Here is a 12142-nt window from a genome sequence, read left to right as displayed (position 1 = left end):
CCGCGCGCCTGCGCCAGTGGCTGTTCGCGCTCTGCCAGAGCCGCAGCGCCCAGTGCAGCGCGACGCTGCGCCAGCCCGCGAACCGGGACGAATCCGCCCCGTAGAACCACTCCAGCACCACGGACGACCGTGGCGCACACCGAATCATGGCGGGACGGCCCGCCACCCCATGGGGATGCCCTCATGTTCGACAAGCTCCTGATCGCCAACCGCGGCGCCATTGCCTGCCGCATCCTGCGCACGCTCAATGAACTGAACGTGGGCGGCGTCGCCGTGTACTCCGAAGCCGACGCCGCCAGCCTGCACATCCAGCAGGCCGCCCAGGCCATCAGCCTCGGCGAAGGCCCGGCCTCCAGCACCTATCTGGTCGTGGAGAAAATCCTCGCCGCCGCCCGCGCCAGCGGCGCCCAGGCGATCCACCCCGGCTACGGCTTCCTCTCGGAAAACGCTGCCTTCGCCGAAGCCTGCGAAGCCGCCGGCATCGCCTTCGTCGGCCCGACGCCGGAGCAACTGCGCGTATTCGGCCTCAAGCACACCGCCCGAGCACTGGCCCGCGAACAGGACGTGCCAATGCTCGAAGGCACCGACCTGCTGCCCGACCTCGAAGCCGCGTTGCTCGCCGGTGAAGAAGTCGGCTACCCGGTGATGCTGAAAAGCACCGCCGGCGGTGGCGGCATCGGCATGCGCGTGTGCCGCTCGGCGGACGAACTGCGCGATGCCTTCGATGCGGTGAAGCGCCTGGGGCAGAACAACTTCAGCGACTCGGGCGTGTTCATCGAGAAGTACATCCAGCGCGCCCGCCACCTGGAAGTGCAGGTGTTCGGCGACGGCCAGGGCGAAGTGATCGCCCTCGGCGTGCGCGACTGCTCGGTGCAGCGGCGCAACCAGAAAGTGCTGGAGGAAACCCCGGCGCCCAACCTGCCTGCCGGCATGGCCGAAGCCCTGTGCGCAGCGGCGATCCAGTTGGCGAAAGCCGTCAGCTACCGCAGCGCCGGCACCGTGGAGTTCGTCTACGACAGCGAGGCGCAACGCTTCTACTTCCTCGAAGTGAACACCCGCCTGCAAGTCGAGCATGGCGTCACCGAACAGGTCTGGGGCGTCGACCTCGTGCGCTGGATGATCGAACTCGCCGCCGGCGACTTGCCGCCGCTGGCCGAACTGGCGACCACGCTGAAACCCTCCGGCCACGCCATCCAGGCAAGGTTGTACGCGGAAGACCCCGGCCGCGATTTCCAGCCCTGCCCCGGCCTGCTCACCGCCGTGCAGTTCCCGCCGGCGGACGGCAAGGCGCTGCGCATCGACACCTGGGTCGAGGCCGGCTGCGAGATTCCGCCTTACTTCGACCCGATGATCGCCAAACTCATCGCCTGGGCGCCGACCCGCGAGCAGGCCAGCGCCGGCCTCGACCGCGCGCTGGCCGAGAGCGTGCTCTATGGCGTGGAATGCAATCGCGACTACCTGCGGCAGATCATCAAGGACGCGCCCTTTGCCAGCGGTTCGCCCTGGACACGCTGCCTGGAAGGTCTGCAATACCGCGCGCAGACCTTCGAAGTGATCAGCGCCGGCACCCAGACCAGCGTGCAGGACTACCCCGGTCGCCTCGGCTACTGGGCCGTGGGCGTGCCACCGTCCGGGCCGATGGACGACCGCGCACTGCGCCTGGGCAATCAATTGCTGGGCAACCCCGAAGGCGCCGCTGCGCTGGAAATCACCATGAGCGGCCCGACCCTGCGCTTCAACACCGATGCCGTCGTGGCCATCACCGGCGCGACATTGCCGATCAGCCTGGATGGCGTCGAGCAGCCGATGGACACGTCGCTGTTCGTCGCCGCCGGCTCCACGCTCAGCCTCGGCACGGTCGGCGGCGCCGGCGCACGCAGCTACCTGTGCCTGCGCGGCGGCCTGCAAGTGCCGGATTATCTGGGCAGCAAGAGCACCTTCACCCTCGGCCAGTTCGGCGGCCACGGCGGCCGCGCGCTGCGCGCCGGCGACGTGCTGCACCTGGCAGAGCTGGCCGACAACAGCCACGGCACCAGCCTGCCGCCGGAACTGCGCACCGACCTCCCGGCCGTGCGCAGCATCCGCGTGATCTACGGTCCCCACGGCGCGCCGGAATACTTCACCCCGGCCTACATCCAGACCTTCTTCGCCACCGACTGGGAAGTGCACTTCAACTCCAGCCGCACCGGCGTACGCCTGATCGGCCCGAAGCCGGAATGGGTGCGCGAGAGCGGCGGCGAGGCCGGCCTGCACCCGTCGAACATCCACGACAACCCCTACGCCATCGGCGCGGTGGACTTCACCGGCGACATGCCGGTGATCCTCGGCCCGGACGGCCCGAGCCTGGGCGGCTTCGTCTGCCCGGTGACGGTGATCGAGGCAGACCTGTGGCAGCTTGGGCAGCTCAAGGCGGGGGACAGGGTGCGTTTTGTGCCGGTGGATATCGCCAGCGCGCGCTCGCTGGCTGCACTTCGTAGGAGTGAGTTACCTGGCGCCTGCGCCGCCGGCCTTCCCTCACCCCAACCCTCTCCCAGAGGGAGAGGGGGCTATTCGGAGCAGCCGGAAAGTACGGCACCTATCGACCGCTCGGACAGCCCCCTCTCCCGCTTGCGGGAGAGGGCGGGGGGTGAGGGCAGTCCAAGCATCGCGCTCACCTCCCCCATCGTCCTCGACCTCGGCCAGGACGATACCCGCCTGGTCGCCCGCCTCTCCGGCGACACCCACCTGCTGCTGGAAATCGGCCAGCCCGAACTGGACCTCGTGCTGCGCTTCCGCGGTCACGCACTGATGCAGGCGCTGGAAGCGAAGAATCTCGACGGAGTGATCGATCTCACCCCCGGCATCCGCTCACTGCAGGTGCACTACCAGCCGGAAACCCTGCCGCTGCAAAGCCTGCTGGAAACCGTCGCCGGACTCTGGGACGCCGTCTGCGCCGCGCAGGACCTCAAGGTACCGTCGCGCATCGTGCACCTGCCGCTGTCCTGGGACGACCCGGCCTGCCAGCTGGCCATCGAGAAATACATGACCACGGTGCGCAAGGACGCGCCCTGGTGCCCGAGCAACCTGGAGTTCATCCGCCGCATCAACGAGCTGCCGGACCTGGAGGCGGTGTACCGCACCGTGTTCGAGGCCAGCTACCTGGTGATGGGCCTGGGCGACGTCTACCTCGGCGCACCGGTGGCCACGCCGCTGGACCCGCGCCACCGCCTGGTGACCACCAAGTACAACCCGGCACGCACCTGGACCGCGGAAAACTCCGTGGGCATCGGCGGCGCCTATCTGTGCGTCTACGGCATGGAAGGCCCCGGCGGCTACCAGTTCGTCGGCCGCACCCTGCAGATGTGGAACCGCTACCGCGAGGTCGCGGCGTTCGACGGCAAGCCCTGGCTGCTGCGCTTCTTCGACCAGATCCGCTTCTACCCGGTGTCGGCGGACGAACTGCTGCGCATCCGCCGCGACTTCCCGTTGGGCCGCTACCCGCTGCGCATCGAAGAAAGCGAACTGCGCCTGGCCGACTACCAGGCCTTCCTCGCCGAGGAAGCCGACAGCATCGATGCCTTCCGCCGCCACCAGCGCGCTGCCTTCGATGCCGAGCGCGAACGCTGGATCGCCTCCGGTCAGGCCCACTTCGAGAGCGACGAAGCCGCCATCGACACCGGCGACGAAGCCCCGCTCGGCGCCGGCCAGCATGCCGTCGAAAGCCACATCGCCGGCAACCTCTGGCAGGTTCAGGTGGAAGCCGGCGCCAGCGTGAAGGCCGGCGACATCCTGGTGATCCTCGAATCCATGAAGATGGAAATCCCCCTCACCGCTCCGCGCGACGGCGTAGTGCGCGAGGTCCGTGTGCAGCCCGGTTCGCCGGTGCGCGCCGGGCAGCGGGTGGTGGTGATGGAGGAGGCTTGAGCTGACGTTATCGATCTGGCCAGGAGCCCCTCCCCCTAACCCTCTCCCAGAGGGAGAGGGAACTGTTCGGAGTGGGCCTCAGCGCTGGATCCAACCTGAACCACAGTTCGCGCCACCAGGCCGACCATGGTTCGAACCCAACACCGAGCCGGACTGCTCTTCCCCCCCCCTCTCCGGGAGAGGACCGGGGTGAGGGCAGCCCAGCCAGAGAACTGATCGGCCCAAGGAAACACGACCATGCCCACCACCTTCGACCTCCGCCTTGCCACCCTGCGCGCCGCCTACCGTGAAGGCCGCGCCACGCCGCGCCAACTGATCGCCGAACTGCGCGACAAGGCCGCCGCGCTGACCCCGGACTACCACCTGTTCATCCACCTGCTGACGCTGGAGGAACTGGAGCCCTACCTGGCCGCGCTGGATGAGAAATCGCCGGACAGCCTGCCGCTCTACGGCATCCCCTTCGCCATCAAGGACAACATCGACCTCGCCGGTATCCCCACCACCGCCGCCTGCCCGGCGTTCGCCTACACGCCGGAAACATCCGCGACGCTGGTGCAGCAACTGATCGAGCTGGGCGCCATCCCGCTGGGCAAGACCAACCTCGACCAGTTCGCCACCGGCCTCAATGGCACCCGCTCGCCCTATGGCGAATGCCGCAACAGCGTGCTGCCCGAGTACCCGTCGGGCGGCTCCAGCGCCGGCTCCTCGCTGGCCGTGGCGCTGGGCGTGGCGAGCTTCGCCCTGGGCACCGACACCGCTGGCTCCGGTCGCGTGCCGGCGGCGCTCAACGGCCTGCTGGGGCTGAAACCGAGCAAGGGGCTGCTGTCCAACCACGGCCTGGTGCCGGCCTGCCGCACCCTGGACTGCATCACCTACTTCACCGCCAGTGCCGCCGAAGCCAGCGAGCTGCTCGCTCTCACGGCAAAGCTCGATCCACGGGACGGCTACAGCCGCACCAATCCGGCGTGGAACGACGCCAGCGCCTTCGGTGCACCCAAGCCTTTCCGCTTCGGTGTTCCCCGCGCCGATCAACTGGAATTCTTCGGCTGCCACGAAGGCCCGGTGCTGTTCACCGACGCCCTGGACCAGCTCAAGGCCATGGGCGGCGAGGCGCAGGAAATCGACTTCGCGCCCTTCCTCGAAGCCGCGCGCCTGCTCTACGAAGGCCCCTGGATCGCCGAGCGCTACAGCGTGGCAGGCGAGCTGATCGAGCGTGACCCGCAAGCGGTGCTGCCAGTGATCCGCGACGTACTGGCGAAGGCTCCCGACGCAACCGCCGTGCAGACGTTCCGCGCGCAATACCGCCTGCAGGAACTCAAGGCACAGTGCGATGCGATCCTCGCCGACCTCGACTGCGTGCTCACCCCCACCATCGGCCGCCCGGTGACGCTGGACGAGCTGCACGCCGAACCGGTCAAGCGCAATTCCGACCTGGGCTACTACACCAACTTCATGAACCTGCTGGACTACGCCGCCGTCGCCGTGCCCAGTGCAATCATGGGCAACGGCCTGCCCTGGGGTGTGACCCTGTTCGGCCGCGCCTTCACCGACCAGTACCTGCTCAGCGTGGCCGACGCCCTGCAACGCCAGCACAACCTGCCGCTCGCCGGCGGCAACGCCATCGCCCCGACCGCTTCGGCCACCGCCGCGCGCAACGACCGCGCGCGCCTGGTGGTCTGCGGCGCGCACCTCGACGGCCTGGCGCTGAACGGGCAACTGCGCCAGCGCGGCGCCCACCTGCTGCGCGCCACCTGGAGTGCCCCGACCTACAAGCTCTACGCCCTGGCTGGCGGCCCGCCGCTGCGACCCGGCATGCTGCGCGTGGCCGAAGGCGGCGTGGCCATCGAGGTGGAAGTCTGGGAACTGCCCAGTGCCGAACTGGGCTCCTTCCTTACCGGCATCCCGGCACCGCTGGGGCTGGGCAAGGTGCAACTGGAGGATGGCAGTTGGGAGACCGGTTTCATCTGCGACGCCTGGGGCCTGGACGGCGCCGAGGACATCAGCCGCTTCGGCGGCTGGCGGGCGTGGCTGGCCAGCCGCGCCTGACTCGCCCTTACGCTCAGGGCTGCATCATCGGCATTCTGCCGAAGCTCCCTGCGAGAGCGGACCACGCCCGCAATGGCTTAGAGCGCGATGCGCTCTAAGCCTCTCCCACGCAGCGATGGAACCCCTTCGCGCCACCAGCTAGAGTCGAGGTATCACCCGCCGCAAGGACCGGCCATGCCCGACCTCAGCCACCAGCAGGCGCAGCAGCGCGTCAACGATATCCAGGCCTTCGACCGCGAACTGCGTCGCCTGCGCGAGGAAGGCGCCCTCATTCTCGACAACACCCAGCACGAACGCCTGCACGAACACCAGCAACGCCTGCTCACCGACTACCGCGCACGTTTCGACATCGACCGCGACAGCCAGGACCATCGCCTGTCGCTGGGCATGCGCATCGCCTCCTTCCTCGGCGCGCTGGCCCTGGCCGCCAGCCTGTTCTTCCTCTTCTACCAGTTCTGGGGTCTGTTCGGAGAAAGCGTGCAGGTCATCATCCTCATCGCGGCCTCGCTGATCAGCCTGCTGCTGACCCTCGTACTGCAACGCCGCGACGCCTCCGGCTACTTCGCCAAGCTCGGCGCCATGCTGGCCTTCGCCTGCTTCGTGCTGAACGTCGTGATGCTCGGGCAGATATTCAATATCACCCCGTCCGACAAGGCCCTGCTGCCCTGGGCCGCCTATGCGCTGCTGCTGGCCTACACCTGCAACACACGCCTGCTGCTGGCCGCCGCGCTGATCTGCGTGATGGGTTACGTCGCCGCGCGGGTCGGCACCTGGAGCGGTGCCTACTGGCTGGACGTCGGCGAACGCCCGGAAAACTTCTTCCCCGCCGCGTGGCTGATCTTCCTCGTGCCGTCGTTCATTTCCCAGCATCGTTTCGACGGTTTCGCCACGATCTACCGGGTATTCGGTCTGCTCGGGCTGTTCCTGCCCATGCTGGTACTGGCCAATTGGGGCGGCAGCAGTTACCTGCCACTGCGTTATGCGACGGTGGAAAGCCTCTACCAGGTGCTCGGCTTCGTCGCCTCTGCACTGGTGATCTGGCTCGGCGCGCGACGCGAGTGGCCGGAAGTGGTCAATACCGGGCTGACCTTCTTCGTGATCTTCCTCTACACCAAGTTCTTCGACTGGTGGTGGGAGGTCATGCCCAAGTACCTGTTCTTCCTCGTGCTGGGTCTGTGCGCGGTGCTGATCCTGCTGGTCCTGCGCCGCCTGCGCCGCGCCCATGGCCTGCTGGGAGCCCGCCCATGAACTGGACACGTACTCACGCACTGGCCAGCGGCGTCGGCCTCATCCTGCTGGTGAACGCCGTCGCCCTGGGTGGCGTTGCCTGGAACCGCTCCGGCGAGCCGGACAGCGTGCTGTCGCTCAGCCAGCGCGAGCTGCTGCGCAACAACGACTGGTACAAGGAGAACAGCGGCCTGAGCCTGCGCCTGCACTGGCGCACGCCCAGCCGCGACGATGAGGCACGGCAACACAACCGGGGCTGGCAGCCCGCCCTCGACGGCCAGAAGATGGCCGAACTCGGCTTCGCCATGCCCGAGCAGGTCGACGACGACAGCGCCCGGCGCTTCGGCCGCCAGCAATCGCGCGCAGCCCTGCTGGTGCTGGAGCTCAACGGCCCGCTTCACGAGCGCGAAGTGCAGCTGACCCGCAAGCGTCTCGACGAAGCCCGCCAGGCCGCCGATGCCGCACCGCAGAATGCCCGCCTGGCGGACGAGCGCGACTTCATCCGCCGCGAACTGGATAGCGTGGAAAAGACCGACACCCGCCTGCTGCTCAAGGACGTCGGCCTGGACCTGCAGGCGTTGCGGGCCCGTTACCCCGATCGCCGGCGCTACCTGATCGTCCACGGCCAGGTACGCCCCGTTTCCAACTACTACCAGCACATCTGGACCCTCGGCGGCACCGCCAGCTCCATCGGCACCGACAGCCTCAACGTGCCGTACCAGTGGCGCGAGCGGCTGGACCAGATCACCGCGCAGCCTCACCGGGCAGCGGACGGCCGCGCCCAGCCCTTCGTCGCCGAAGTCGCCTTCGGCCAGCGCCTGGAACCCTGGATCCAGCGCATCGACATGCCCTGACCGGCACCCGCCGCGCCGATCCGAATCCGCTTGCGCGATGCGGGTCGGCGCTGCAACCTGTGCCCCCGCCTCACCGCCATTTCCTGCCCTGACCGGCCATGAACGACGTCACTCCCGATCCCAGCCGCTGCCCGCTCTGCGGCCAGTCCAACCGCTGCAACCAGGCCGACCCGGCGCTGGAAGGCCAGCCGTGCTGGTGCTTCAGCACGCGCATCGACCGCAACGCACTGGAGCGCATCCCGCCCGAGCTGGTCGACCGTGCCTGCCTTTGCCCGCGCTGCGCGGCCGGGCTGAAGGACGATGAGACCGCCTGATGCGTCTGGACCGTTTCATCGCCAACCTGCCCCACCTGAACCGCCAGCAAGCCCGCCAATTGCTCGCCGAAGGCCGCCTGCGCGTCGACGGCCTGGTGGTGCGCGATGGTCGCCATGAAGTGCGCGAATTCTCCCGCGTGGAGCTGGACGATGACCTGCTGCAGGCCGGCAAGCCAGCGCGCTACTTCATGCTGCACAAGCCCGCCGGCTGCGTCAGCGCCACCCGCGATGCCGAGCACCGCACCGTGCTCGACCTGCTCGACGAACCGGACAAACATGAACTGCATATCGGCGGCCGCCTGGACTACAACACCACCGGCCTGCTGCTCATCACCAACGACGGGCAATGGTCGCGGCGCATGACGCTGCCGGGGCGCAAGCTGCCCAAGGTCTATTACGTCGAGACCGAGGACCCGATCGAGGAACGCTACATCGAGACCTTCGAGCGGGGCCTGTACTTCGCCTTCGAAGACCTCACCACCCTGCCCGCCCAGTTGGAAATCCTCGACACTCGCACTGCGCGCCTGACCCTGCACGAAGGCCGCTACCACCAGGTCAAGCGCATGTTCGGCCATTTCCAGAACAAGGTGACGCGCCTGCACCGCGAGCGCATGGGCAGCCTGGCGCTGGACCCGGCCTTGCAACCCGGGGAATACCGCGCGCTGACTGTGCAGGAAGTCGCCGAATTGGATCGGTAGCGGACTCCGTCAGCTCCTACAGATCATGTCCCTCTAAACATTCAGAAGAGTCCCACGCAAACCATTCAGCCCGGCAGTTTGCAGCCTTCGCCGCCGCTTGGCTAAGCTCCCTGCCATGCCCGCGCCGTAAGGAAAGGTGATGAAGAAACTGTCGGTTGCCCTGCTGATCGCCCTGAGCGCCAGCGTCGCCTTCGCCAATCCGAGCAAGCCCTCGCCGCTTTCGGACCTGCAGGCAGCGCTGAAGACGCTCAAGCCCGGCCAATTCCTCTGGTACCCGGAGATATCGCCGGCCGGTCCGGTCACCCTGGTGGTCAGCCTCACCGAGCAGCGCGCCTACGTGTACCGCAATGGCATCGCCATTGGCGTAGCCACCGTCAGCACCGGCAAGAAGGGCAAGGAGACCCCTACCGGCGTGTTCTCCATCCTGCAGAAGAAGGTCGAGTACCACTCCGACCTCTACAACAGTGCACCGATGCCCTACATGCAGCGCCTGACCTGGGACGGTATCGCCCTGCACGCCGGCAACCTGCCGGGCTACCCGGCCTCCCACGGCTGCATCCGCCTGCCGATGGCGTTCGCCAAGAAGCTGTACGAAGTCACCGGCTTCACCTCCACCACCGTGATCATCTCCGACGCCAAGAGCTCGCCCGTGGAGGTTTACCACCCCGGCCTGCTCGCGCCCATCGTCAGTGATGGCCGCGCCGCCGGCCCGCACGACGACAGTGGCATGGTGGTGCCGTTCTGGAGCGATCCCGGCGCGGAGAAGGGGCCGGTCTCCGTGCTGGTCAGCCGCGCCGACCGCCGCCTCTACGTCTACCGCGGGGGCCTGCAGATCGGCACCGCACCGGTAGCCTTCGAGCACCCGGAAGAACGGACCGGCGTCGCCGCCTTCTCCCTCATGGAAAAGCCCTCGCAAACCGAAATCGACAGCGAGAACCCCAACCTGCGCTGGACCAGCGTGCAGGTCAGCGACCCGCAGCGAGGCCTGTCGCCTGCCGAGCAACTGGGCAAGTTCAGCCTCGACCGCGAATTCCTGCGCAACCTGCTGGCCAGCATGGACGTGGGCAGCACCCTGGTAATCACTGACCTGCCTTCCACCCGCGACATGCGCAGCAACCCGGACTTCACCGTGATCACCACCAACGACCGCAAGGCCGAGCAGAAACCGATCAAGAACCAGAGCGTGGAGTAGCAGCATGAACCGGAGCGACGTCGAAGCGCTCCGGATTTCTCCTACAACCTCTTCATCGTTTCCCTGCCCCCATTGCCAACCGCCCACGCCAAACTGCCAGCCCTCACCTGCGGACAGACGGCCTCAAGTCGGCCGTGCAAGCAGCCGAAGAATCTCGAAACACAAAGAGTCAAGGCGCCTGTCCGAGGTGGGTTCCTTTCGTCTTACGTCCCGCATACCGGCGCTCCGCGGCGATTTCTTGCCCTGGAAAGTTCGTAATTACCGACGGGCGGAACCATACTTGATTAAAAAACAAACACATCACTGGTCAAAAATCACGCACAATGCGGCGTTTCCCAGAAAAAACCATATCGATTCAACGGGAATGTTGTATTCATGCTGACTTTCTTGAAGTTACGGGGGTTCTTCCGGATTTCGCTCGCCAGTGCCGCGCTCTTCGCGATCGGTAGCTGGCAGACCGCGTCCGCTGCTGCCCTGCCCACGGCCGAGGACCTGCACCGCCTCGCGCCGGCGACCAATACCGAGACCCTGCGCCTGGCGCTCAGTGCGCTGCAGTGCGCCAGTACCCAGTTGGGCGGCCAGAACCGCCTGCTGACGGTGATCGATTACTCCAAGCCATCCCGCGACAAGCGCCTCTGGGTCTTCGACCTGAAGCAGCGCAAACTGCTCTTCGAGGAGTGGGTCGCCCATGGCAAGAAGAGTGGCGACGACATGGCCACCTCCTTCTCCAATCGCCCGGAGAGCTTCCAGTCCTCCATCGGCCTGTACCAGACCGGTCAGACCTACAGCGGCAAACACGGTCGATCCTTGCGCCTGCTGGGCCTGGAGCCGGGCTTCAACGACAACAGCGAAGAACGCGCCATCGTCATGCATGCCGCCGCCTACGCCGACCCGAAGGTCGTCCCCGGCCTCGGCCGCCTGGGCCGCAGCCTCGGCTGCCCGGCGGTGCGCCCGCAGGTGGCGCAGCAGCTCATCGATACGGTGAAGAACGGCAGCTACGTGTTCGCCTACTACCCGCAGCAGCAATACCTGAAAACCTCGCAGTTCCTCGCCGGGCAGAGCTGCACCGTGGCGAAGAACCCGCAGATCAATCGCTACGCCACCAACCTCGCCCGGCGTTGATCGCTGCCTGCCCCTGAAACGAAAACCGCCGGCTGATGCCGGCGGTTTGCATTTGGATTGCCACCTTCCAGTCTCTGGGCTAGCATCGCACCAGGTTAGTTCACCAAGTTGGCTAACCTGACGATCATCGAGGCTAAGCCATGACTACCGATATTGATATCGTGAACATTCACGATGCCAAGACCAACCTTTCTCGCTTGGTCGACCTTGCCAGCAAGGGGCACCCCTTCATCATCGCTAAAGCTGGCAAACCATTGGTGAAAGTCGAGGCCATCGGCGACAAACCGAAAAAAGTCATCGGCGCGCTCAAGGGCATCTACCCCGCCGTAGATGACATCGACGCCTCTTTTGCTGACGACATCGCCAACCTATTCAGCGGCGACTCCTGTTGATGCGCCTGTTGCTGGATACCCACATCCTGCTCTGGGTACTGACCGATGACCCGCGGCTGCCCGCCGAGGTCAGATCGCTCATCCTTTCTGAAACAGCCGATCTGTTCTTCAGCGCCGCCAGCATCTGGGAAATATCGATCAAGAGCACGCTGAAACGCGCGGACTTTCCCTACGATCCCAGCATCGTGCGCAAAGCACTGCTGGATAATGGTTACGCCGAGCTACCGATCACCGGAGAGCATTCGATCTTCGTCGGTTCGCTGCCCATGCTGCATGCCGATCCTTTCGATCGCATGCTGGTCGCTCAGGCCAACGTGGAGGGCATGCTGCTGATCACCCACGACAGCAAGCTCATCGCCTATCCGGGGCCGATCCGCAAGATCTGACTTCCAAC

At 66.5% G+C, this 12142-nt stretch carries 10 protein-coding genes; all 10 read left to right on the top strand.

Annotation, left to right across the window (positions count from 1 at the left end):
• The first annotated feature begins 183 nt into the window (after positions 1–183).
• The 10 genes from GJV37_RS16590 (at position 184) to GJV37_RS16545 (ending at position 12134) form a co-directional block, all read left to right on the top strand.
• Positions 184–3903 (top strand): 5-oxoprolinase/urea amidolyase family protein, encoded by a 3720-nt coding sequence (locus GJV37_RS16590; protein WP_170859142.1) that lies wholly within the window; start codon positions 184–186, stop codon positions 3901–3903.
• Between the two features lie 237 nt (positions 3904–4140).
• On the top strand, positions 4141–5949 hold the full coding sequence (atzF, locus tag GJV37_RS16585; RefSeq protein WP_170859143.1) for an allophanate hydrolase: 1809 nt from the start codon (positions 4141–4143) through the stop codon (positions 5947–5949).
• A 174-nt stretch (positions 5950–6123) separates the two neighbouring features.
• On the top strand, positions 6124–7197 hold the full coding sequence (locus tag GJV37_RS16580; RefSeq protein WP_170859144.1) for a DUF2157 domain-containing protein: 1074 nt from the start codon (positions 6124–6126) through the stop codon (positions 7195–7197).
• Positions 7194–8030, top strand: a complete 837-nt coding sequence (locus tag GJV37_RS16575; protein WP_170859145.1) for a DUF4824 family protein — start codon at positions 7194–7196, stop codon at positions 8028–8030. Before GJV37_RS16580 ends, GJV37_RS16575 begins: the two co-directional genes overlap by 4 nt.
• A 98-nt stretch (positions 8031–8128) precedes the next feature.
• On the top strand, positions 8129–8344 hold the full coding sequence (locus tag GJV37_RS16570) for a cysteine-rich CWC family protein (RefSeq protein WP_024767725.1): 216 nt from the start codon (positions 8129–8131) through the stop codon (positions 8342–8344).
• On the top strand, positions 8344–9042 hold the full coding sequence (locus GJV37_RS16565; RefSeq protein ID WP_170859146.1) for a pseudouridine synthase: 699 nt from the start codon (positions 8344–8346) through the stop codon (positions 9040–9042). Before GJV37_RS16570 ends, GJV37_RS16565 begins: the two co-directional genes overlap by 1 nt.
• Positions 9043–9181: 139 nt before the next feature.
• A complete protein-coding gene (locus tag GJV37_RS16560) occupies positions 9182–10234 on the top strand; it encodes a L,D-transpeptidase (protein WP_024767723.1) in 1053 nt (350 codons plus the stop codon).
• Positions 10235–10609: 375 nt separating this feature from the next.
• Complete coding sequence (locus GJV37_RS16555; RefSeq protein ID WP_024767722.1) at positions 10610–11356, top strand: murein L,D-transpeptidase catalytic domain family protein; 747 nt, start codon at positions 10610–10612, stop codon at positions 11354–11356.
• A gap of 140 nt (positions 11357–11496) precedes the next feature.
• Entirely contained in the window at positions 11497–11748 is a 252-nt protein-coding gene (locus GJV37_RS16550) for a type II toxin-antitoxin system Phd/YefM family antitoxin (protein WP_037008282.1), read from the top strand.
• The gene (locus GJV37_RS16545; RefSeq protein ID WP_024767720.1) at positions 11748–12134 is read left to right on the top strand and encodes a type II toxin-antitoxin system VapC family toxin; all 387 of its coding nucleotides are present in this window, start codon (positions 11748–11750) and stop codon (positions 12132–12134) included. The genes GJV37_RS16550 and GJV37_RS16545 overlap by 1 nt, the downstream gene beginning before the upstream one ends.
• The last annotated feature ends 8 nt before the right edge of the window (positions 12135–12142 follow it).

The sequence above is a fragment of the Pseudomonas nitroreducens genome, from assembly GCF_010994165.1.
In the GTDB taxonomy this organism is placed as follows: Bacteria; Pseudomonadota; Gammaproteobacteria; order Pseudomonadales; family Pseudomonadaceae; genus Pseudomonas; species Pseudomonas nitroreducens.
Note: the sequence above shows the minus strand (reverse complement) of the source record. Positions and strands in the feature narration are given on the sequence as shown.

Coding starts and splice junctions, on each gene's coding strand:
- GJV37_RS16590 (WP_170859142.1), top strand. CDS start 184: ATGTTCGACAAGCTCCTGATCGCCAACCGCGGCGCCATTGCCTGCCGC.
- atzF (WP_170859143.1), top strand. CDS start 4,141: ATGCCCACCACCTTCGACCTCCGCCTTGCCACCCTGCGCGCCGCCTAC.
- GJV37_RS16580 (WP_170859144.1), top strand. CDS start 6,124: ATGCCCGACCTCAGCCACCAGCAGGCGCAGCAGCGCGTCAACGATATC.
- GJV37_RS16575 (WP_170859145.1), top strand. CDS start 7,194: ATGAACTGGACACGTACTCACGCACTGGCCAGCGGCGTCGGCCTCATC.
- GJV37_RS16570 (WP_024767725.1), top strand. CDS start 8,129: ATGAACGACGTCACTCCCGATCCCAGCCGCTGCCCGCTCTGCGGCCAG.
- GJV37_RS16565 (WP_170859146.1), top strand. CDS start 8,344: ATGCGTCTGGACCGTTTCATCGCCAACCTGCCCCACCTGAACCGCCAG.
- GJV37_RS16560 (WP_024767723.1), top strand. CDS start 9,182: ATGAAGAAACTGTCGGTTGCCCTGCTGATCGCCCTGAGCGCCAGCGTC.
- GJV37_RS16555 (WP_024767722.1), top strand. CDS start 10,610: ATGCTGACTTTCTTGAAGTTACGGGGGTTCTTCCGGATTTCGCTCGCC.
- GJV37_RS16550 (WP_037008282.1), top strand. CDS start 11,497: ATGACTACCGATATTGATATCGTGAACATTCACGATGCCAAGACCAAC.
- GJV37_RS16545 (WP_024767720.1), top strand. CDS start 11,748: ATGCGCCTGTTGCTGGATACCCACATCCTGCTCTGGGTACTGACCGAT.